20 protein-coding genes and 1 pseudogene are annotated in these 19,930 nt (G+C 67.3%); 10 read left to right on the forward strand and 11 right to left on the reverse strand.

The window, feature by feature from the left end; genetic code table 11:
• Nucleotides 1-182: 182 nt before the first annotated feature.
• From AC5Y21_RS01150 to AC5Y21_RS01170, 5 genes and pseudogenes are all read right to left on the reverse strand, one after another.
• Complete coding sequence (locus AC5Y21_RS01150; RefSeq protein ID WP_499908555.1) at nucleotides 183-581, reverse strand: type II toxin-antitoxin system VapC family toxin; 399 nt, start codon at nucleotides 579-581, stop codon at nucleotides 183-185.
• Nucleotides 578-838: a type II toxin-antitoxin system Phd/YefM family antitoxin gene (locus AC5Y21_RS01155; RefSeq protein WP_499908557.1), complete on the reverse strand. Its 261-nt coding sequence runs from the start codon at nucleotides 836-838 to the stop codon at nucleotides 578-580. The genes AC5Y21_RS01150 and AC5Y21_RS01155 overlap by 4 nt, the downstream gene beginning before the upstream one ends.
• A gap of 42 nt (nucleotides 839-880) precedes the next feature.
• Nucleotides 881-1,756, reverse strand: a complete 876-nt coding sequence (locus AC5Y21_RS01160) for an N-acetylmuramic acid 6-phosphate etherase (protein WP_499908933.1) — start codon at nucleotides 1,754-1,756, stop codon at nucleotides 881-883.
• Nucleotides 1,757-1,858: 102 nt separating this feature from the next.
• Nucleotides 1,859-2,590, reverse strand: a pseudogene (locus tag AC5Y21_RS01165) (BadF/BadG/BcrA/BcrD ATPase family protein); the annotation flags it as partial.
• An 86-nt stretch (nucleotides 2,591-2,676) separates the two neighbouring features.
• Nucleotides 2,677-3,351, reverse strand: a complete 675-nt coding sequence (locus AC5Y21_RS01170; protein ID WP_499908559.1) for an O-methyltransferase — start codon at nucleotides 3,349-3,351, stop codon at nucleotides 2,677-2,679.
• Between the two features lie 203 nt (nucleotides 3,352-3,554).
• Here AC5Y21_RS01170 and sigE point away from each other — a divergent pair, with 203 nt between their 5' ends.
• From sigE to tatB, 4 genes are all read left to right on the forward strand, one after another.
• Complete coding sequence (gene sigE / locus AC5Y21_RS01175) at nucleotides 3,555-4,340, forward strand: RNA polymerase sigma factor SigE (RefSeq protein WP_499908561.1); 786 nt, start codon at nucleotides 3,555-3,557, stop codon at nucleotides 4,338-4,340.
• A 141-nt stretch (nucleotides 4,341-4,481) separates the two neighbouring features.
• The gene (gene rseA / locus AC5Y21_RS01180) at nucleotides 4,482-4,895 is read left to right on the forward strand and encodes an anti-sigma E factor RseA (RefSeq protein ID WP_499908563.1); all 414 of its coding nucleotides are present in this window, start codon (nucleotides 4,482-4,484) and stop codon (nucleotides 4,893-4,895) included.
• A 185-nt stretch (nucleotides 4,896-5,080) separates the two neighbouring features.
• Nucleotides 5,081-6,595 carry a serine protease HtrA gene (gene htrA, locus AC5Y21_RS01185; RefSeq protein ID WP_499908565.1) on the forward strand — a complete coding sequence of 505 codons (1,515 nt, stop codon included), beginning with the start codon at nucleotides 5,081-5,083 and terminating at the stop codon, nucleotides 6,593-6,595.
• Nucleotides 6,596-6,991 carry a Sec-independent protein translocase protein TatB gene (gene tatB, locus AC5Y21_RS01190; RefSeq protein WP_499908567.1) on the forward strand — a complete coding sequence of 132 codons (396 nt, stop codon included), beginning with the start codon at nucleotides 6,596-6,598 and terminating at the stop codon, nucleotides 6,989-6,991. It abuts the gene before it with no gap.
• Nucleotides 6,992-7,250: 259 nt separating this feature from the next.
• Here tatB and AC5Y21_RS01195 read toward each other — a convergent pair whose 3' ends face one another.
• From AC5Y21_RS01195 to AC5Y21_RS01215, 5 genes are all read right to left on the reverse strand, one after another.
• Nucleotides 7,251-8,408 carry an Mrp/NBP35 family ATP-binding protein gene (locus AC5Y21_RS01195; RefSeq protein WP_499908569.1) on the reverse strand — a complete coding sequence of 386 codons (1,158 nt, stop codon included), beginning with the start codon at nucleotides 8,406-8,408 and terminating at the stop codon, nucleotides 7,251-7,253.
• Between the two features lie 63 nt (nucleotides 8,409-8,471).
• Complete coding sequence (locus AC5Y21_RS01200) at nucleotides 8,472-9,953, reverse strand: lytic transglycosylase domain-containing protein (protein WP_499908571.1); 1,482 nt, start codon at nucleotides 9,951-9,953, stop codon at nucleotides 8,472-8,474.
• 137 nt (nucleotides 9,954-10,090) lie between these two features.
• Nucleotides 10,091-10,627 (reverse strand): DUF1003 domain-containing protein, encoded by a 537-nt coding sequence (locus AC5Y21_RS01205; protein ID WP_499908573.1) that lies wholly within the window; start codon nucleotides 10,625-10,627, stop codon nucleotides 10,091-10,093.
• Nucleotides 10,624-11,946, reverse strand: coding sequence for a magnesium transporter MgtE N-terminal domain-containing protein (locus AC5Y21_RS01210; RefSeq protein WP_499908575.1), 1,323 nt, complete (start codon nucleotides 11,944-11,946; stop codon nucleotides 10,624-10,626). Before AC5Y21_RS01210 ends, AC5Y21_RS01205 begins: the two co-directional genes overlap by 4 nt.
• A gap of 59 nt (nucleotides 11,947-12,005) precedes the next feature.
• On the reverse strand, nucleotides 12,006-12,539 hold the full coding sequence (locus tag AC5Y21_RS01215) for a DUF4190 domain-containing protein (protein WP_499908577.1): 534 nt from the start codon (nucleotides 12,537-12,539) through the stop codon (nucleotides 12,006-12,008).
• A 177-nt stretch (nucleotides 12,540-12,716) separates the two neighbouring features.
• On the opposite strand from AC5Y21_RS01215, the gene AC5Y21_RS01220 reads away from it, so the two are divergent.
• From AC5Y21_RS01220 to AC5Y21_RS01240, 5 genes are read left to right on the forward strand one after another with little or no spacing between them, the layout of a single operon-like run.
• Nucleotides 12,717-13,244, forward strand: coding sequence for a YflT domain-containing protein (locus AC5Y21_RS01220; RefSeq protein ID WP_499908579.1), 528 nt, complete (start codon nucleotides 12,717-12,719; stop codon nucleotides 13,242-13,244).
• Nucleotide 13,245: 1 nt separating this feature from the next.
• A complete protein-coding gene (locus AC5Y21_RS01225; protein WP_499908581.1) occupies nucleotides 13,246-14,643 on the forward strand; it encodes an extracellular solute-binding protein in 1,398 nt (465 codons plus the stop codon).
• Nucleotides 14,640-15,536, forward strand: coding sequence for a carbohydrate ABC transporter permease (locus tag AC5Y21_RS01230; protein WP_499908583.1), 897 nt, complete (start codon nucleotides 14,640-14,642; stop codon nucleotides 15,534-15,536). Before AC5Y21_RS01225 ends, AC5Y21_RS01230 begins: the two co-directional genes overlap by 4 nt.
• 15 nt (nucleotides 15,537-15,551) lie before the next feature.
• Nucleotides 15,552-16,376 (forward strand): carbohydrate ABC transporter permease, encoded by an 825-nt coding sequence (locus AC5Y21_RS01235; protein ID WP_499908935.1) that lies wholly within the window; start codon nucleotides 15,552-15,554, stop codon nucleotides 16,374-16,376.
• A gap of 4 nt (nucleotides 16,377-16,380) precedes the next feature.
• Entirely contained in the window at nucleotides 16,381-17,571 is a 1,191-nt protein-coding gene (locus tag AC5Y21_RS01240) for an ABC transporter ATP-binding protein (RefSeq protein WP_499908585.1), read from the forward strand.
• Between the two features lie 40 nt (nucleotides 17,572-17,611).
• Here AC5Y21_RS01240 and corA read toward each other — a convergent pair whose 3' ends face one another.
• On the reverse strand, nucleotides 17,612-18,712 hold the full coding sequence (gene corA / locus AC5Y21_RS01245; RefSeq protein ID WP_499908587.1) for a magnesium/cobalt transporter CorA: 1,101 nt from the start codon (nucleotides 18,710-18,712) through the stop codon (nucleotides 17,612-17,614).
• A gap of 186 nt (nucleotides 18,713-18,898) precedes the next feature.
• On the opposite strand from corA, the gene AC5Y21_RS01250 reads away from it, so the two are divergent.
• Nucleotides 18,899-19,888 carry a malate dehydrogenase gene (locus AC5Y21_RS01250; protein WP_499908589.1) on the forward strand — a complete coding sequence of 330 codons (990 nt, stop codon included), beginning with the start codon at nucleotides 18,899-18,901 and terminating at the stop codon, nucleotides 19,886-19,888.
• Nucleotides 19,889-19,930 lie beyond the last annotated feature (42 nt).

Here is a 19,930-nt window from a genome sequence, read left to right on the forward strand (position 1 = left end):
GAGTGTCAAGGCGACGCGCGTCAAGATTCCGTAAAGGTTTCGGCGCCGCGTGGTCACTGGCTGCGAGTTGTCTGTTGCGTGTCGAGAGTGATCCAGCTTCCCCAACGATGACGCGGCGGCGAAGGCCGCGAGCGAGATGCAGGGCCGTAGGCGTGCCGATCGACTCGCTTGCTGGGCAAGAGCTAGACGCGAACGATGGTCAATCCGGCGACGCCGTCGAGCGGATCAAAGCCACCGTCTTGCGTCACAACGGGCAGCCCTCGCGAAGCGGCAATGGCCGCGATCCAAAGATCGTTGATGCGGACCCGACGACGGTTCTCTGCCAAGTGGATTCGAAGTCGCGCCCACATGCGCGCTGCGTCATCGTCGACTGGTAAGGCGACCATGTCAGAGATCGCATCAAGCGTTGCCAATCGTTGCGCCCGAATATCCGTCGAGACTGCCGCGAGTACGCCGAGATTGAGCTCTGCCACCGTGACTACGGTGGTCGCCACTTCGTCTGGAACCAGCGACATATTCAGTCTGCGGCCATTCTCCGCTGCGATGAACATCGACGTATCGAGCACGCCGGCGGAAGTCACAGCAGTGGACCGAGGTCGTCGGTGGTGTCCCCGGCCAGCTCGGCGAGCTGCTGACGCAAGCCCGGATCGGCTTGGGCGCGGTCAAGCCTGCGCAGTAGTTCGTCTCGGCTCAGCCATCTGTTCCGGGTGGGCCGCAAGGCGGTGAGAAGTGCCACCGCCTTGCCTTTGACGGTGACGGTGATATCTTCACCCGCCTGCACGCGCCGTAGCAGCCCTGCAGTGTCATTACGTAGTTCCCGGGAGGCAACTTCGGACATGCTACGAACGTAGCACAGCTGTAGCCGTCGACCTCGTCGCTCTCAGGCCTCGCCGAGCGCGTCCCGAACGCGTCCCCGCGCCCGCTCGAGCCGGCTGGCGGCCTCGGCCACGTCGACCCCCGCGAGCAGCGCGACGATCGCGGTCTTGGCGTGACCATCGGCGGCGGCGAGCGCGGCGGTCGCGGCCTCCTCGTCGACGCCGGCCGCCTCGCAGACAATCCGCACCACGCGGCGGCGCACCTTCGAGTTGGTCAGCCGCACGTCGACCATCCGCGGGCCGTAGGCCTTGCCGAGCGCGATCATCACGCTCGTCGACAGCGCATTCAACACGATCTTCTGGGCGGTTCCCGCGGTCAGCCGGGTGGAACCGGCCAGCACCTCGGGTCCGGTCAGCAGTTCGATCACCACGTCGGCGGTCGCCTCGCTGCCCGGATTGTTGACGATCGCGACGGTCAGCGCACCGACCGCACGCGCGTGCGCGAGCGCGCCCAGCACGTAGGGCGTGCGGCCCGAGGCCGTGATCCCGACGAGCGCATCCGCGGCGGTCAGATCGGTGAGATCGGCGGGATCAAACGTGTCTTCCGCGCCCTCGATGGCCTCGGTCAATGCCGCAGGCCCGCCGGCGATCACGGCGCGCACCAAATCGGTGCCGAACGTCGGCCCGCACTCGGCCGCGTCGAGCACGCCGAGCCGCCCGGGCGTCCCGGCGCCGGCGTAGATCAGGCGGCCGCCGCCCTCCAGCCGTGCGGCGATCGCCTCGGCCGCCGCGGTGATCTGGCGGACCGCCGCCACGACCGCACCATGCGCCTCACCCTCGGCGGCGACAAGCAGCGCGACGACCTCGCCGATCGGCCGGATGTCGAGGTCGTCCAAGGCTGGCCGCACGGCCTCGGTAGCGAGCGCGTCGAGCCCGTGCACGGTCGCAGTCGATTGCAGACGGATGACGTGCGGCTCGTGGATCGCCGTGAGCCGCAGCGCGCCGTCGAGAGCATCGCCGGCAGCCGGAACCAGATCGAGCTGCCTGCGCAGCGCCTCGACGCCCGCCAGTCCGCCGACCATCGCCACCGGGCCATGCCCGGCCGCGCGGGCAGTCGCGGCGAGCGCCTCGGCGGCGGCACTGACGATCGATACCGCCGCGGCGTCATCCTGCGCCGCGAAGACGTCGGGCGCGAACGACGCGACAGCGGCGGCGCTGGTGAACTGCACGGGCCAGCTCTCCGGCGCGCCGAAACGGGCGCGGGCGGCCTCCAACAGGGTGGTCGACGGGCCGCGACCGTCGTAGGCGCGCAATGCCGCGCGCAACCCGGCCGCGCCGATCCACGCGCCACCGCCCTCGTCACCCAGCCATGGCCCCCAGCCATCGGCGGTCCGCAGTGTGCCATCCGCGTCGAGCGCGATCGCGGCGACGCCGGTGCCCGCGATCAGTACGACACCCGGCTTCCCGTTCAGCGCGCCCGCGTGCGCGAGTACGGCGTCGCTCGTCACCGCGACACGCTGAGCCCGCAGCGAGACCAGGAGCGCATTGCCCAGCGCACCCGCAGCGTCTGGGGCTGCCAGTGCGCCGGCGGCGCCTACGATCACCTCGTCGACCGGGCCGAGCTCGCGCGCGAGAGTCAAGATCGCCGTCTCCGCAGCGCGTACGCCGCCCGGCTCCGCGAGCCCAGGTGCGCCCGCTCCCTCTACCCTGCGGCCGGGCACCGCGGCCCGGCAGGACGTCTTGCCCAGATCGATTGCGAGGATCACCGCGCCCATCGTTTCACGGCAGCCCTACCCGCGAGCAGACGCAAAATCGCCTCAAAACGACGAGTTTTGGGCGATTTTGCGTCTGCTCGGCGGAACTAGTCGCGGACCGCGGCCAGCAAGCCGTCGCCGAGCGGTATCAGAGCGGGCGTCAGCCGCTCGTCCTCGGCGATGAGCCGGGCCGCCTCACGCACCGCAACCACTTCGTCGTCGCGTGCCGCGGGATCGCCGGCCCGCCCGCCCAGGGCCGCCCGGTGCACGACGATGACTCCGCCGGACCGCAACAGCCGCACGCCCTCGACGACGTATTCTGGCTGGTCGATCGGGTCGGCGTCGATGAACACCAGGTCATAGGAGTCGTCGGCGAGCCGGGTCAGCACCTCTTGCGCGCGACCGCTGATCAGCCTGGTCCGCGACGGCCCGATGCCCGCCTCGGAGAAGGCTTGTTTGGCCAGCCGCAGGTATTCGGGCTCGATGTCGATCGTGGTCAAGACACCGTCGTCGCTCATGCCCGACAACAGCCAGAGGCCGCTGACGCCCGCACCGGTGCCCACCTCGGCGACGGCCTTGCCGCCGCTGAGCTTGGTCAGCAGGCTCAGCAGCGCTCCAACCGCCGGCGTCACCGCCCCGGCGCCGATGTCCACCGCACGCTCGCGGGCAGCCGCCAGGATCTGGTCTTCCGATATCGACCCCTCGGCGTGCGCGGAGAGTGCTTCGGCTCGGCTGGGGGCCGCCTGGCCGGGGGTGACCGAGCTGCTATCGGTACCGTCCATGCTCCGCAGCGTATGTCATGTCTATCCGGGGTCGGGTGCAGGCGCGCCTGAGCCGGGCTGCGCGACACGCCGAAACACCTGAAAGGCGACGTACGTCACTTTCACTGAATATGCGCTGCGTAACGCGGGTAACGATATGGTTTCTCAGCCAACCCTCAGATTGCTTTTATATGGTCCACACCCCGGTACGCGACGGTATCCGTATGGAACGCGGAGGTCGCTGGGCGGGGAATACACCCGGGAATACCGGGAATACCCAGTCGCAGCATCGCGTTGCCGGTGTCGAACTGCCCAACCCCGACGGCAAGGCAAACTCGGAGGATTTGATTATCACCATCTTGAACCCGACCACGATGTCTCACCCGCAGGTGATCCGTGACGACGAGTGGGCGGAACCACTTGACCAGCCACACGGCACCGCGGTTTTCGACGCGACCGGGGACAAGGCGACCATGCCGTCATGGGACGAGCTGGTGCGCCAGCATGCCGACCGGGTGTACCGCCTGGCCTACCGGCTGTCCGGCAACCAGCAGGACGCCGAGGACTTGACCCAGGAGACCTTCATCAGGGTTTTCCGGTCGGTCCAGAACTACCAGCCCGGAACGTTCGAAGGCTGGCTGCACCGCATCACCACGAACCTGTTCCTGGACATGGTCCGCCGCCGCGCGCGCATCCGGATGGAAGCACTGCCCGAGGACTACGACCGGGTCCCCGCCGACGAGCCCAACCCCGAGCAGATCTACCACGATTCGCGGCTGGGTCCTGACCTGCAGGCCGCCCTGGATTCGCTGCCGCCGGAGTTTCGCGCCGCGGTGGTGCTCTGTGACATCGAAGGTCTTTCCTACGAGGAGATCGGTGCGACCCTCGGGGTGAAGCTGGGCACCGTGCGCAGCCGTATACACCGAGGCCGTCAGGCCTTGCGCGACTACCTGGCCGCACATCCTGAACATGACATGCGCGTCGACGCACCGCACGCCAAGTCCGCCTAACTCGCACGCCGGCTAACCACGCGAACACCCGCGTCAGCGCCCATCTGGTCCGGTGATCCTGGGGTTTTACCGGATCGTGCTGGGGATACGCGGTCCGCCGCGCTACATTCGACATAAGCGTGGCAGCGAAAGGAGCCAGCAATGGCCTACCCCGGAAACGTGGGACATGTGTTCCGCCGGGCGTTCTCCTGGCTGCCGGCGCAGTTCGCCTCGCAGAGTGAAGCGCCCGTCGGCGCGCCGCGGCAATTCGGCTCGACCGAGCACCTGTCCATCGAGGCGATCGCGGCGTTCGTCGACGGTGAGCTGCGGATGAACGCACACCTGCGGGCCGCTCATCACCTTTCGTTGTGTGCTCAGTGCGCGGCCGAAGTGGAAGACCAGGGCCGGGCGCGTGCCGCGCTGCGCGACTCCCACCCGATCCGAATCCCCAGCACACTGCTGGGCCTGCTGTCGGAGATCCCGCACTGCGAGCCCGACGACACGACCTCACTTTCCGGACCGCTACCCGACCGTTTCGCCGACGGCGACACGCGCGACCAGCGTAAGCGCCGGTAGCTTGGCGGCTGCTCGTACACCTGGGGCGTCCCGGCGCGCACTCATGCCGACCGATCCTGGACCGTGGATACTAGGGTAGACACGGACAACGCGGGTGCCTGTATATCGCCGCGTCAACGACGTGTCTCGAGCATTCACAGCAGCATCCAGCAGCGGACCCGGAAGAGGGCTCAGAAGAGGTCAATGTGAGTTCTGACCAAGGCAACACCAGCGGTCAAGACGGCGACAGCCGTCTGGCGCCGCGCCCGGTATCCCGGCCTCCGGTCGACCCGGCATCGCGTCAGGCGTTCGGTCGTCCCCAGGGAATCCGGGGGTCCTTCCTGGCGGAGCGCGTGCGTCCGCGGAAGTACCGGGAAGAAACCGAATTTCGGCCCCACGACCAGGAGGCCGACCCGGTCTTGGAGGAGGCGTTCGGCCGGCCCTTCCCGGGCTCCGAGTCACTGCAGCGCCACCCGATCGATGCCGCTGCGCTGGCCGCCGAGAAGGACGGCGCGGACCAGGACGAGGGCGAGGACCCCTGGCGGGACCCGGGCGCCCCGGCGGCTCTGGGCACCCCGGCGGAAACCGCGCCGGTGCGCCGCACCGCGCTCGGTCAGACCGGCAAGCTGGGCGTGCGCGATGTGTTGTTCGGCGGCAAGGTGTCCTACCTGGCCCTGGTCGTGCTGTTGCTGATCGCGCTGGTGATCGGCGCGATCGGCGGTGTGATCGGTCGCAAGACGGCCGAGGTCGTCGGCGCGTTCACCACCTCGAAGGTGACGTTGTCGACCAGCGGCAACAAAGAAGAGCCAGCCGGTCGCTTCACCAAAGTAGCTGCGGCGGTAGCCGATTCGGTGGTGACCATCGAGTCCAAAAGTGACCAGGAGGGCATGCAGGGCTCCGGCGTCATCATCGACGGTCGCGGCTACATCGTCACCAACAACCACGTGATCTCCGAAGCGGCCAACAACCCCAGCCAGTTCAAGACCAAGGTGATATTCAACGACGGTAAGGAAGTGCCGGCCACCCTGGTGGGCCGCGATCCCAAAACCGACCTGGCCGTGCTCAAGGTCGACAACGTCAACAATCTGAGCGTGGCGCGGCTCGGTGACTCCGACAAGGTTCGGGTCGGCGATGAAGTCCTCGCGGCGGGTGCGCCGCTGGGTCTGCGCAGCACCGTCACCCACGGCATCATCAGCGCGTTGCACCGCCCCGTGCCGTTGTCCGGGGAGGGCTCGGACACCGACACCGTGGTCGACGCCCTGCAGACCGACGCCTCGATCAACCACGGCAACTCCGGTGGTCCGCTGATCGATATGGATTCCCAGGTGATCGGCATCAACACCGCCGGCAAGTCGCTGTCGGACAGCGCCAGTGGGCTGGGCTTTGCGATTCCGGTCAACGAGATGAAATTGGTCGCGCAGACGCTGATCAAAGACGGAAAGATCGTGCACCCGACGCTGGGGATCAGCACCCGCTCGGTGAGCAACGCGATCGCCTCGGGCGCGCAGGTCGCCAACGTGAAGGCCGGAAGTCCCGCGCAGAAGGGCGGGATCCTGGAAAACGACGTGATCGTCAAGGTCGGCAACCGCAAGGTGGCCGACGCCGACGAATTCGTCGTCGCGGTGCGACAGCTGACCATCGGGCAAGACGCCCAGGTAGAAGTGGTCCGCGAAGGCCGGCACGTCACCCTGACCGTCAAACCAGACGCCGATACCAGCTAGATGTTCGCCAACGTCGGCTGGGGGGAAATGCTGGTGCTCCTGGTGGTCGGATTGCTTGTTCTCGGCCCGGAGCGCCTTCCCGGCGCCATCCGATGGACGGCGGGAGCGTTGCGGCAGGCCCGCGACTACCTCAGCGGCGTGACAAACCAGCTGCGCGAGGACATCGGACCGGAGTTCGACGACCTACGCGGGCAGCTCGGCGAGCTGCAGAAGCTGCGCGGCATGACACCCCGCGCGGCGCTCACCAAGCATCTGCTCGACGGCGACGACTCCCTGTTCACTGGGAACTTCGACGCGCCGGACAACGGGGCTTCCGCTCCTCCTACCGCGCAGCCGCTGGAGCGCGCTGAACCCGTCGAACCTGGGCGCACCCCCTTCGACACCGACGCGACCTGAGGTGGCTTGAGGCGGCTTCGGCGTGGACCCCAGGGCTTTCGGAGTGAACTCAGGGCTTTCGATGTGAACCTAGGGCTTTCGGAGTGAACTCAGGGCGGGGTCCCGGCGATTTTCCCGCCCAGGCTTAACGCTCAACGCCCACGGTTCACACTCAACGCCCACGGTTCACACCCGACGCCGAAGGCCCCCGCTCTACGCTGAGCAGACGAAAAAGCACCCCACTTCGGCACGTAACGGGGGCTTTTGCGTCTGCTCGGCGTTAACGGCGCGTGGGGTCGAGGCCCAGCGACACCCCTGCCAGTCCGCGCCGTCGCGACGACAAGCTGTCGGCGATGCTGCGCAACTCCTTGCCCACTGGTGAGTCGGGCGCGCTCAGCACAATCGGGACGCCGTCGTCGCCGGCGGTCACCAGCGCGGGGTCCAGCGGGATCTGACCCAGCAGCGGAACGTCGGCGCCGACCGCACGCGACAACCGCTCAGCCACCTGCTGCCCCCCGCCTTCGCCGAAGACCTGCATCGTCGAGCCGTCCGGCAGCAGCAGCCCAGACATGTTCTCCACGACACCGACGATGCGCTGGCGGGTCTGTATCGCGATGCTGCCGGCCCGTTCGGCGACTTCGGCGGCGGCCAGCTGTGGCGTGGTCACCACCAGGATCTCCGCGTTCGGGATCAGCTGGGCCACCGAAATGGCGATGTCCCCGGTTCCGGGCGGTAGATCGAGCAGTAGCACGTCCAGATCGCCCCAGTACACGTCGGCCAGGAACTGCTGCAGGGCGCGGTGCAGCATCGGCCCGCGCCACACCACCGGGGTGTTGCCCTGGGTGAACTGGGCGATCGAGATCACCTTCACGTCGTGGGCGATCGGCGGCAGGATCATCGACTCGACCTGGGTAGGCCGGTCGGTGGTGCCCATCATCCGCGGAATGGAATGGCCGTGGATATCGGCGTCGAGCACGCCGACCGACAAGCCTCGCGCGGCCATCGCGGCGGCCAGGTTGACCGTAACGCTGGACTTTCCCACCCCGCCCTTGCCGGAGGCGACGGCGTATACCCGGGTCAGCGAGTTGGGCTGGGCGAACGGGATGACGGGTTCGCGAGCGTCACCCCGCAACTGCTTGCGCAGCTCGGTGCGCTGCTCGTCGCTCATCACGTCCAGGCTGACCTTTACCGCGCCGGTGCCGGGCACGTCGGCGACCGCTTGGCCGACGCGCTCGCTGATCTCGGTCTTCTTCGGACAGGCCGCCGTGGTCAGGTAAATCGCTACGTGCACGCCGCCGTCGGGCTCGACGTCGACGCTCTTGACCATCCCGAGTTCGGTGATGGGCCGCCGCAATTCGGGGTCGATCACCTTGCCCAGGGCGGCGCGGATAGCCGCGTTCAGGTCGGCGTTCGGCTGGGGAGCGTCATGACGGGACATCACCGCCGAGTGTAGGCGGCTCGGCTTTCGGCGGGTGGACCAGCCGACTAGCAGGCGGGACTGTCAGGCGGGCGGACCCGGCGGCGGCTCGGCCGGGGCCGGCGCGTTGGGGACAACCGGCGCATTGGGACCAGCCGGCGCGTTGGGCACAGCCGGCGCCGCCGGCTTAGGCGCCGGTGAGGCCTTGGGCGCTCCGGTGGCCGGGTTGGCCGGTGCACCAGCCGGAGGCACGCCGGCGGGCGGACCTGCCGGAGGAGCTTCGGCGGGAGGTGCCTGGCCCAACGGCGGTGCGTCAGCCGGCGGCGGTGCCTGCCCGAGCGGCGGCATGCCCGCCTGCGGCGCCGGTCCGGAGGGTGCGACGACGTTGGGCGGCTGCAGTCCACCGGCCGGCACTGGACCCGGCCCGGGGCCCGGGCTTTGCGAGCCGATGCAGATCAGCGTGCAGCCCGGGGCAAGCGTCAGCGGTGCCGGCCCCTGCGGCGTCGTCGGCGTCATCCACGGGAACATCGGTGTGGTGCTGACGAGTTGCGGTTGACCGCCGCCCAAGTCGATCAGCGGTGTCCGGCCCGCAAACGGGTCGGTGAGCGGCAGCCCGGTGTGGTTCAGCGGCATGTTCGGCCCGAGCCCTTCCGGATGCTCCAAAAAGCCGTCGCCGATCGGCGGTGGCGGGCCGGTGATCGGGGGCAGGTCGACCGGAACTACGCCGGTGGCGTACGCCGCGGCCCAACCCAGCACGTTCTGGGCATAGGCCACCGAGTTGTTGTAGCGCAGGATCGCCGCCATGACTTGTCCGGGATCACGCAGGTTGAGGCCGCCGCTGCACAGGTACCGCGCCGCGGCGAGGGTGGCGTCGTACAGGTTCTGCGGATCGGCTATGCCGTCGCCGTCGCCGTCGGTGGCGTAGCGCGCCCAGGTGCCGGGCAGGAACTGCATGGGCCCCATCGCGCGGGCGTAGGTGACGCGGTTGCCGACATTGCTCTGGACGATGACTTCATTGCCGGGCAGCGTCCCATCCAGCGTGGGACCGTAGATCGGGTTGATCGCGGTGCCCCGCGCGTCAACGGCACCGCCGGCGGCATGGCCCGACTCGATGCGGCCGATGCCGGCCAGCAAGTTCCAGCTGACGCCACACCCCGGGGCGGCAGCGGCCATCTTCAGTTCGGCATTGCGGTAGGCAGCCAGTGCCGACTTCGGAATGCCCAGCGTCCCAGGCGCATTCACGACCATCGGGGGTGGCGGGGCCGATATGGTGGCCGCCGCGACGTGGAATTTGACCGGCCCATGCGCGATGGCGACCACACCCGGGCCGGACGGGTTGGCGCGGAGATTACGGCCGGCAGCCGAGACCGCGGCAACCGGCGTGACGGCGGCGCGAACCGCCGGGATCTTTCCGGGCAGCGGAGCGGGCGCGCCCCCCACCGCAGCCGCGAAAACCAAAGGCGTGATGACGGCGATGCCGAAAGCGGGTGTCTGCGTCACCTGACGCGCCCGCTGCCCCACCGCCGCGACGGCCGGGCGTGCATCCCAGCGTCCCCCTATGCGCACTCGACCGTCCTTCAATTGTGTGTGGGCCGTCGGGAAACCGTTTCCTGTTAGTTACGTTTTCTTCTTAGCTTCGTGAACTAGATCACCATACATAACTCTTGTTACGGGAGTGGCGCAATGGGGGAATTGGTTCTTCCCTACTTCTTCACCCGCCGCTCCACAGTGTCAGCCGTCCGTGCCGGCTGTTTGTCCGGGTCCGCCGGCTGCAGGTCGGCCAGCGCCGCGCGCAGGTTTTCCAGCTCGTGGCGCAGGTAGTCGCGCGTCGCGACCTCGCCGACGGCCAGCCGCAATGCGGCCAGTTCGCGGGCCAGATACTCGGTGTCGGCCTTGGTCTGCGCGGCGCGACGGCGGTCCTCCTTCAACGCCACCCGGTCGCGGTTCTCCTGCCGGTTCTGGGCCAGCAGGATCAGCGGTGCGGCGTAGGCGGCCTGGGTGGAGAAAGCCAGGTTGAGCAGGATGAACGGGTAGGGGTCCCATCGCCAGTGAACGGCGAACAGGTTCACCGATATCCACACCAGCACCAGAATTGTCTGCAGCAGCAGGTAACGGCCGGTGCCGAAGAAGCGGGCGATGGACTCGGTGATCTGACCGACGGCCTCGGGGTCCACCTGCAGCGAGAACCCGCGCGAGGTGCGCGGGGTGTACAGCCGTCGCGGTGCCGTGGATTTGCTCACTGCGCTGCTCCGGATCTTCCGATGCCGACCGTGCCGTTGACTTCGAGCTGCTGCGCGTCCACCCGCCAGTCATGCGGCAGCAGGTGATCGAGCAGGTCGTCCACCGTGACCGCACCCAACAGGTGGTTCTGGTCGTCGACCACCGGACCGCAGACCAGGTTGTAGGCGGCGAAATAGCGGGTCACCGACGCCAGCGGGGTCTCCGGCGTCAAGGTGAGCAGGTCGGTGTCGACGATTCCGCCGATCAGCTCGGCGGGCGCTTCGCGGAGCAGCTGCTGTAGCGGCACACAGCCCAGGTAGCGACCGGTAGGGGTGGCAGTCGGCGGTCGCGCCACGAACACCATCGATGCCAGCGCGGGCGTGAGGTCGGGGTCGCGGACCCGCGCCAGCGCCTCGGCGACCGCGGTGTCGGGGGTCAGCACGACCGGATCGGAGGTCATCAGGCCGCCGGCGGTGTCGGGGGAGTGGGTCAGCAGCCGTCGCACCGGGTCGGACTCGTCGGGGTCCATCCTGGTCAGCAGCATCTCGGCGTCGGTCGGGGTGAGCACGCCGAGCAGGTCGGCGGCATCGTCGGGGTCCATCGCCTCGAGCACGTCGGCGGAGCGGTCGGTGCCCAGGTGCGACAACACCTCGGCCTGATCCAGCTCGGGCAGCTCCTGAAGTATGTCGGCCAACCGTTCGTCGTCGAGCGCTCGGAACACCTCGTAGCGCCGCTTCGGCGGAAGCCCACGGATGGTGTCGGCCACATCGACGGCCTTGCGTCCCTCGAACTGGTTCAGCAGCTCCGCCACTCCCTGATCCGGCATGGCCAGCGCCGACGGCGTCAAGCCCTGCACGTTGTGCCAGTCGACGACGTGCACGGGGCCGCGCCGCCCCAGCCGACGGTGGCTGCGCACGGCGACCCTAGTCACCATCCAGTCGCGTGTTCGGGTTTGCTCGATGCCGAGGTCGGTGATCACCACTTGACCTTGGGAGGCTTTTGCCAATTCCGGTAGGTCGGGGTCGTCGACCTTGACCGGGGTGTCCAGGATCTGGCCCATCGCCAGCGCCTCGCCGGGCCGCTGTTCGAAGCGGCGCAGCGACACGTTGCCAGTGGTGAGTGTCACCGCGTTGGGCTCGATCGCGGCGACCCGGAGGATCGGTATGAAAATACTGCGACGGGTTACCAAATCGACGACCAGCCCCAGGACGCGTGGCTGCTGATGAACAATGCTGATGCTGATCACGACGTCGCGGACCCGTCCGAAGGACTCGCCGAGTGGACCCAGCACCAACATCCGCGCCAGCCGCGCGACATACACCCTGTTGACCGATCCCATGGTTGAAAGCCTAAGCAGCCGATGGCCGGAGGGCAGCCGCGGTGGGTCTGCCGGGACCGCTAAGTCGTACGTGCTGCCACGTACAGGACGAAGATCACCACCATGAGCGCGATGTCGATTCCGCCGATCACGATGCCGGCGATGGCCAGGCCGTGGCCGTCCTGGTTGGTCTGCTTGATCTGGTTGAGCGCGACGATCCCGAGCGCGACGGCCACGATCCCGATGAGCTGACAGCACAGCAAGCTGAAGATCGCGGTGACCAGTGACCCGATCGCCATCCCGTTGGTTCCCACCGGCGCGTAATAGCCGCCGGCGTAAACGCTGGCGGACGGCGCGATGTATGGCTGTTGCGGCGGTGGCCCGAGCGGCGGATAGGGCGCGCCGCCGTACCCCGGCTGCTGGTACCCCGGCTGCTGGTATCCGGGCGGACCGGCCGGGTAGCCGGGGTAGTTGGGCGGCGGATAATCCGTGTGGGGGTAGTCGACCGGCGGTGGCTCCCAGGGAGCGCCCGGGGACGGCTGCGCAGCCCGGGTGGCCTGGTCGTCCTGGTTGTCGTGCCCGCTCTGGCCGTATGCGCCGCCGGGACCTGTCATGTGATCAACCTAGCTCATGTGACCGGGACGAGGACGCCGTTGAGCAAGGCCCGTCTGACTGATCGGCCGAACCTTCCCGCGCAGTCCGCCCGACGGTGCGGTCGCCTCGTTAGCGTGAACTCGTAGGAGGTGAAACGATGGCCGGAGGAAATTGGCAGCAGAGGAGAATGTGGACCGATGACTAGCCCATTCCAGCCCGGACAGGTTCCCGGTGCGGCGCCCGGCGGCGCTGCTGCGGGACGGCACAGCGTGCCGGGGTTGCCGACCCCACCCAAGGGCTGGCCGGTCGGGTCGTATCCCACCTACGCCGAGGCGCAACGCGCTGTCGACTACCTGTCCGAGCAGGACTTTCCGGTCCAGCAGGTGACCATCGTCGGCGTAGACCTGATGCAGGTGGAACGGGTCACCGGCCGGTTGACGTGGCCCAAAGTGCTCGGCGGCGGTGTACTCAGCGGCGCCTGGCTCGGCTTGTTCATCGGTTTGATCCTCGGCTTCTTCAGCCCCAATCCGTGGGCCGCGCTGGGCACCGGCCTGGTGGCGGGGGTGTTCTTCGGCTTGATCACGTCCGCGGTTCCGTACGCAATGGCGCGGGGCACAAGGGATTTCAGTTCGACGATGCAGTTGGTGGCGGGACGTTACGACGTCCTCTGCGATCCACAGAACGCGGAGAAGGCCCGCGACCTGCTGGCGCGCCTGGCGATCTGAAGTGAGTCGCAGGCGGTTTGGGGCCGCCGTCCTGACGACGCTGGCCGTCACGGCGCTGGTGTCGGGCTGCGGGTCGGGCAGGTCGGGGCTGGTGATCAGCTTCTACACGCCGGCCACCGACGGCGCCACCTTCACCGCGGTTGCTCAGCGCTGCAACGAGCAGTTCGGCGGCCGTTTCGCCATTCAGCACGTCAGCCTGCCCAGAGGCCCCGATCAGCAACGATTGCAACTGGCCCGGCGGCTGACCGCCAACGACCGCACGCTGGACGTGATAGCGATGGACGTGGTGTGGACCGCGGAGTTCGCCGAGGCGGGGTGGGCGTTGTCGCTGGCCGACGACCCGGCCGGCCGGGCCGAGGCCGACGCGACGGTCGACACCCTGCCCGGACCGCTTGCGACCGCCCGCTGGAAGCACCGGCTGTACGGCGCACCGGTGACTACCAATACCCAATTGCTCTGGTACCGAGCGGATTTGATTGACCAGCCGCCGCAGGACTGGAACGAGATGGTGGCCGAGGCCGCTCGGTTGCATGCCGCCGGCCAGCCCAGCTGGATCGGCGTGCAAGCCAATCAGGACGAGGGTCTGGTGGTGTGGTTCAACACGCTGCTGGCCAGCGCCGGCGGTCGGGTCCTGTCCGAAGACGGCCGCCGCGTCACCCTGACCGACACTCCCGAGCACCGTGCCGCCACCGTCGCCGCATTGCGGATCCTGAAGTCGGTGGCCACCGCGCCCGGGGCCGACCCGTCGATCACCCGCACAGACGGCGGCACCGCACGGTTGGCGGTCGAGCAGGGCAGGGCCGCGCTCGAGGTCAACTGGCCGTACGTGCTGGCGTCCATGCTGGAGAACGCGGTGAAGGGTGGTGTGCCGTTTCTGCCGCTCAACCGGCTGCCGGAGCTGGCCGGCAGCATCGACCAGGCCGGGACATTCATGCCGTCGGGCGAGCAGCTCCGCGTCGCATATGAGGCCAGCCGCAAGGTGTTCGGGTTCGCGCCCTACCCGGGCGTGCAGCCGAGCGAGTCCGCCAAGGTGACGATCGGCGGGTTGAACCTGGCGGTGGCGCGCACCACCCGGCATAAGGCCGAAGCCTTCGAAGCCGTCAGATGCCTGCGCAGCGTGGCCAATCAGAAGTACGTCTCGATCGAAGGTGGTCTGCCGGCGGTACGGGCCTCGCTGTACTCCGACCCGCAGTTCCAGGCGAAGTACCCGATGTACGACGTCATACGCCGGCAGCTCACCGACGCGGCAGTCCGGCCGGTGACGCCCGTCTACCAGGCGGTGTCCATCCGGCTTTCGTCGGCGCTGAGCCCCATTACCGCGATCGAGCCGCAGCGGACCGCCGACGAACTTGCCGTGGAAGTGCAGAAAGTGATCGACGGAAAGGGCCTGCTGCCGTGAGCGCCCCCCGCAGTGGCGAACGGCGGCTGGCGTTCCTCCTGCTCGCGCCGGCGGCGACGCTGATGCTGGCGGTGACGGCGTATCCGATCGGCTACGCCATGTGGCTGAGCCTGCAGCGCAACAACCTGACCACCCCCAACGACACCGCGTTCATCGGCCTGGGCAACTACCAAGAGATCCTGACCGACCGCTATTGGTGGACAGCGCTTGCGGTGACGCTGGCGATCACGGTGGTGTCGGTGTCGATCGAGTTCGTGGTGGGCCTGGCGCTGGCGCTGGTGATGCACCGCACGCTGGTCGGCAAGGGCCTGGTGCGCACCGCGGTGCTCATCCCGTACGGGATCGTGACGGTGGCCGCGTCGTACAGCTGGTACTACGCCTGGACGCCGGGCACCGGGTATCTGGCCAACCTGCTGCCGCACGGCTCGTTCTTCCCCCAAGCGCCGTTGACCGAGCAGATCCCGTCGCTGGGCATCGTGGTCCTCGCCGAGGTCTGGAAGACCACCCCGTTCATGTCGCTGCTGCTGCTGGCCGGGCTGGCGCTGGTGCCCGAGGACCTGCTGAAAGCCGCACAGGTCGACGGCGCCGGTGCCTGGCGGCGGCTGACGAGGATCACCATGCCGATCATCAAGCCGGCGGTGCTGGTCGCGCTGTTGTTCCGGACGCTGGACGCCTTTCGTATCTTCGACAACATCTATGTGCTCACCTCGGGCCAGAACAACACCGGGTCGGTGTCAATCCTGGGCTACGACAACCTGTTCAAGGGTTTCAACGTGGGCCTGGGCTCAGCGATCAGTGTGCTGATCTTCTTATGCGTGGGCATCATCGCGCTCGCCTTCGTCAAGCTCTTCGGCGCTCATCAACTGGCGTCGGCGGCCGGCGGTGGGTCCTAAATGAGCAGCGAACGAGTGGGCGCGCGGCGGGCCGCCTTCTGGGCCGTCGTCGACAGTTTGGTCGTGGTGTATGCGCTGCTGCCGGTGCTGTGGATTCTGAGCCTGTCGCTTAAGCCGACGTCAACGGTCAAGGACGGCAGGCTGATTCCGTCATCGGTGACATTCGACAACTACCGTGGCATCTTCCGCGGCGAGTTCTTCAGCTCGGCGTTGGTGAACTCCGTCGGAATCGGGTTGACCACCACCGCGATCGCGGTGGGCCTGGGCGCGATGGCGGCCTATGCGATCGCCCGCCTCGAGTTTCCGGGCAAACGGCTGTTCATCGGTGCGACGCTGCTGATCACCATGTTTCCGGCGATCTCGTTGGTGACGCCGTTGTTCAACATCGAACGCTTTCTTGGCCTCTTCGACACCTGGCCGGGATTGATCCTGCCCTACATCACTTTTGCTCTGCCGCTTGCCATTTACTCTCTGTCGGCCTTCTTCAGGGAGATCCCCTGGGATCTGGAGAAGGCCGCCAAGATGGACGGCGCCACCGCGGGTCAGGCTTTCCGCAAGGTGATCGTGCCGTTGGCCGCACCCGGACTGGTGACCGCGGCGATCCTGGTGTTCATCTTCGCGTGGAACGACCTACTGCTGGCGCTGTCTTTGACGGCCACCAAGGCGGCGATCACCGCCCCGGTGGCGATCGCGAACTTCACTGGCAGTTCGCAATTCGAGGAGCCGACGGGATCGATCGCAGCCGGCGCGATGGTGATCACCGTCCCGATCATCGTGTTTGTTTTAATCTTTCAACGACGAATTGTCGCCGGGTTGACCTCTGGCGCTGTGAAGGGATAGCGCGATGGCCGAGATTGTGCTGGAACACGTCAACAAGAGTTACCCTGACGGTCACACGGCAGTGCACGACCTCAACATCACCATCGCCGACGGCGAATTCCTGATCCTGGTTGGGCCGTCCGGCTGTGGTAAGACCACCACGCTGAATATGATTGCCGGGCTTGAGGATATCTCGTCGGGAGAACTGCGCATCGGCGGTGAGCGGGTCAACGACAAGGCGCCCAAGGACCGCGATATCGCGATGGTCTTCCAGTCCTACGCGCTCTACCCGCATATGACGGTTCGGCAGAACATCGCGTTTCCGTTGACGCTGGCGAAGATGAAGAAAGCCGAGATTGCGCAGAAGGTCGAGGAGACGGCCAAAGTCCTTGACCTGACCGCGCTTTTGGATCGTAAGCCCTCGCAGTTGTCGGGCGGACAGCGACAGCGGGTCGCGATGGGCCGGGCAATCGTGCGCCACCCCAAGGCGTTTCTGATGGACGAGCCGCTGTCCAACCTGGACGCCAAACTGCGGGTGCAGATGCGTGGCGAGATCGCTCGTCTGCAGAAGCGACTGGGCACGACCACCGTCTACGTCACTCATGACCAGACCGAAGCCATGACGCTGGGCGACCGTGTGGTGGTGATGCACGGGGGTGTGGCACAGCAGATCGGTACGCCTGCCGAGCTTTACGAGCATCCCGCCAACCTGTTCGTCGCGGGGTTCATCGGTTCGCCGGCGATGAACTTCTTTCCCGCCACGCTGACGCCGATGGGGCTGACGTTGCCGTTCGGCGAGGTGCCGCTGGCGGCGGAAACGCAGCAGGCGATCGCCGGACATCCGAAGCCGGAGCAGATCATCGTCGGGGTGCGACCTGAGCACATTCAGGATGCGGCGTTGATCGACGGCTACCAGCGCATCCGGGCCGTGACGTTCGAGGTGAATGTCGACCTGGTCGAATCTTTGGGCGCCGACAAGTACGTGTACTTCACCAATTCGGGGCCCGCCGTGCACGCGGCCCAGTTGGATGAGCTGGGAGAGGCGGAGGGAGAAGTTCACGAAAACCATTTCGTGGCAAGGGTTCCCGCTGAATCACAGGCTGCTATCGGGCAGACGGCCGAATTGGCGTTCGACCCCACCAAGCTCGCCATTTTCGACGCCGGCTCTGGGGTGAACCTCACCCGATCTGCGCGAGAAGACGCAAAAGCCCCCTAAATCCGCACGGATTGCAGGCTTTTGCGTCTTCTCGGCAGTGTTAGAGCCAGTCGCGCTTGCGGAAGCTGAGGTAGAGGAACACGCAGACCAGGACCATCCCGCCGACCACTGTCGGGTAGCCCCACCTCTCATCCAGCTCGGGCATGAAGCGGAAATTCATGCCGTAGATTCCGGCGACCAGGGTGGGAACGGCGATGATGCCGGCCCAGGCCGAGATCTTGCGCATATCGCTGTTCTGCTGCATGCCCACCCGCGCCAGCGCGGCCTGAACCAGCGAATTGAGCATCTCGTCGTAACTGGAGACCTGGTCGGCGGCCTCCGTCTGGTGGTCGGCGACGTCACGCAGGTAACGCCGCACTTCCTTGGAGATCAGGTCCTTGTTCTCAGTCTGCATTCGGGCAAACGCCGCCGACAGCGGGCTCACGCACCGGCGCAATTCGACGACCTCGCGCTTGAGCAGATAAATCGGCTCGACGTCGACGTTGCGGCCCGACGAAAACGCCACCTCCTCGATGGCGTCGATGTCGCTTTCCATCAGGCTGGTCACGCCCAGATAGTGATCCACCACGTAGTCGGCGATGGCGTGCATTACGGCATAGGGGCCCAGCCGCAGGTGCTCGGGGTCGTTGTCCATCCGCTTGCGTACGTCGGCCAGTCCGCCGTGTTCGCCATGACGGACGGTGATCACGAAGTCCTTGCCGACGAAGATCATGATCTCGCCGGTTGCGACGATTTCGCGGGCCAGCACCACCGATTCGTGCGGCACGTAATTGACGGTTTTCAGGACCAGAAACAGCGTCTCGTCGTATCGCTCCAGCTTGGGTCGCTGATGGGCGTGCACCGCATCCTCGACCGCCAAGGGGTGCAGCCCGAATACGTCGGCCACCTCCTGCATGTGGCCCTCGTCGGGCTCGTGCAGCCCGATCCAGACGAATGCCGCCCGGCCGGTCTGCTGGATCTCGCGTGCCGTGCTCAGCGCGTCGGCGTAGGTGTACTTACCGGGCTGTCGCTGGCCGTCGACATAGACGCCGCAGTCGACCAGCGGCTCGGCGGGCGCCTGCACAACCGGGTGTATGTGCGCGGGCCGGGATCGTACGATCGGTCTCAGCGCTTCCGGCAACGCGTCAAAGCCTGGGAACACATCAACCTCCGATCGTTACGTGGGTCTGACCGGGCGGTGCTTTATGGTACGCGTCCTGCCGGGGTAAACCCTGTGAATAGTTGCCGGACGGATCCTGCGGGGAATTGGCCGCCGGTTGTGCGCTAGTTTCGACCCGACCAAACTCTCTCCACCTAGGAGACCCTCGCCAACAAGGAGCACACCGACGTGAGCGCAAGTCCACTCAAGGTCGCCGTCACCGGCGCCGCCGGCCAGATCGGCTACAGCCTGTTGTTCCGCCTGGCCAGCGGGTCGCTGCTGGGCCCGGAGCGCCCGGTCGAGCTGCGGCTGCTCGAGATCGAGCCCGCGCTGAAGGCGCTCGAGGGTGTCGTCATGGAGCTCGACGACTGCGCGTTCCCGCTGCTGGCCGGCGTCGAGATCGGCGCCGACGCGAACAAGATCTTCGACGGCGTGAACCTGGCCCTGCTCGTCGGTGCGCGGCCACGCACCAAGGGCATGGAGCGCGGCGACCTGCTCGAGGCCAACGGCGCGATCTTCACCGCGCAGGGCAAGGCACTCAACTCGGTCGCCGCCGACGATGTCCGCATCGGCGTGACCGGCAACCCGGCCAACACCAACGCGCTGATCGCGATGACCAACGCGCCCGACATCCCCAAGGAGCGGTTCACCGCGCTCACCCGCCTGGACCACAACCGGGCCATCAGCCAGCTGGCCCGCAAGACCGGCGCCAAGGTCACCGATATCAAGAAGATGACGATCTGGGGCAACCACTCGGCCACCCAGTACCCCGACATCTTCCACGCCGAGGTCGGTGGCAAGAACGCCGCCGAAGTCGTCAACGACCAGTCCTGGATCGAGAACGACTTCATCCCGACGGTCGCCAAGCGCGGCGCGGCGATCATCGACGCCCGCGGCGCCTCGTCCGCGGCCTCGGCCGCGTCGGCGACCACCGATGCGGCCCGCGACTGGCTGCTTGGTACCCCGGAGGGCAACTGGGTCTCGATGGCTGTGGTGTCGGACGGGTCCTACGGCGTTCCGGAGGGCCTGATTTCGTCGTTCCCGGTGACCACCAAGGACGGCAACTGGACGATCGTGCAGGGGCTGGAGATCGACGACTTCTCCCGAGGCCGCATCGACGCCTCCACCGCCGAGCTTGCCGACGAGCGCAGCGCGGTCACCGACCTCGGGCTGATCTGACGCGATTCCGGGATTGGTAGCCCGGCTGAGTATTCTGGGGGC

It is taken from the genome of Mycobacterium sp. NGS41, from assembly GCF_059812725.1.

Excerpts from the sequence above, each read along its gene's own strand:
- AC5Y21_RS01155 (WP_499908557.1), bottom strand. The coding sequence starts at position 838 with ATGTCCGAAGTTGCCTCCCGGGAACTACGTAATGACACTGCAGGGCTG.
- AC5Y21_RS01170 (WP_499908559.1), bottom strand. The coding sequence starts at position 3,351 with ATGGACGGTACCGATAGCAGCTCGGTCACCCCCGGCCAGGCGGCCCCC.
- sigE (WP_499908561.1), top strand. The coding sequence starts at position 3,555 with ATGGAACGCGGAGGTCGCTGGGCGGGGAATACACCCGGGAATACCGGG.
- rseA (WP_499908563.1), top strand. The coding sequence starts at position 4,482 with ATGGCCTACCCCGGAAACGTGGGACATGTGTTCCGCCGGGCGTTCTCC.
- tatB (WP_499908567.1), top strand. The coding sequence starts at position 6,596 with ATGTTCGCCAACGTCGGCTGGGGGGAAATGCTGGTGCTCCTGGTGGTC.
- AC5Y21_RS01195 (WP_499908569.1), bottom strand. The coding sequence starts at position 8,408 with ATGTCCCGTCATGACGCTCCCCAGCCGAACGCCGACCTGAACGCGGCT.
- AC5Y21_RS01210 (WP_499908575.1), bottom strand. The coding sequence starts at position 11,946 with ATGGGATCGGTCAACAGGGTGTATGTCGCGCGGCTGGCGCGGATGTTG.
- AC5Y21_RS01215 (WP_499908577.1), bottom strand. The coding sequence starts at position 12,539 with ATGACAGGTCCCGGCGGCGCATACGGCCAGAGCGGGCACGACAACCAG.
- AC5Y21_RS01220 (WP_499908579.1), top strand. The coding sequence starts at position 12,717 with ATGACTAGCCCATTCCAGCCCGGACAGGTTCCCGGTGCGGCGCCCGGC.
- AC5Y21_RS01240 (WP_499908585.1), top strand. The coding sequence starts at position 16,381 with ATGGCCGAGATTGTGCTGGAACACGTCAACAAGAGTTACCCTGACGGT.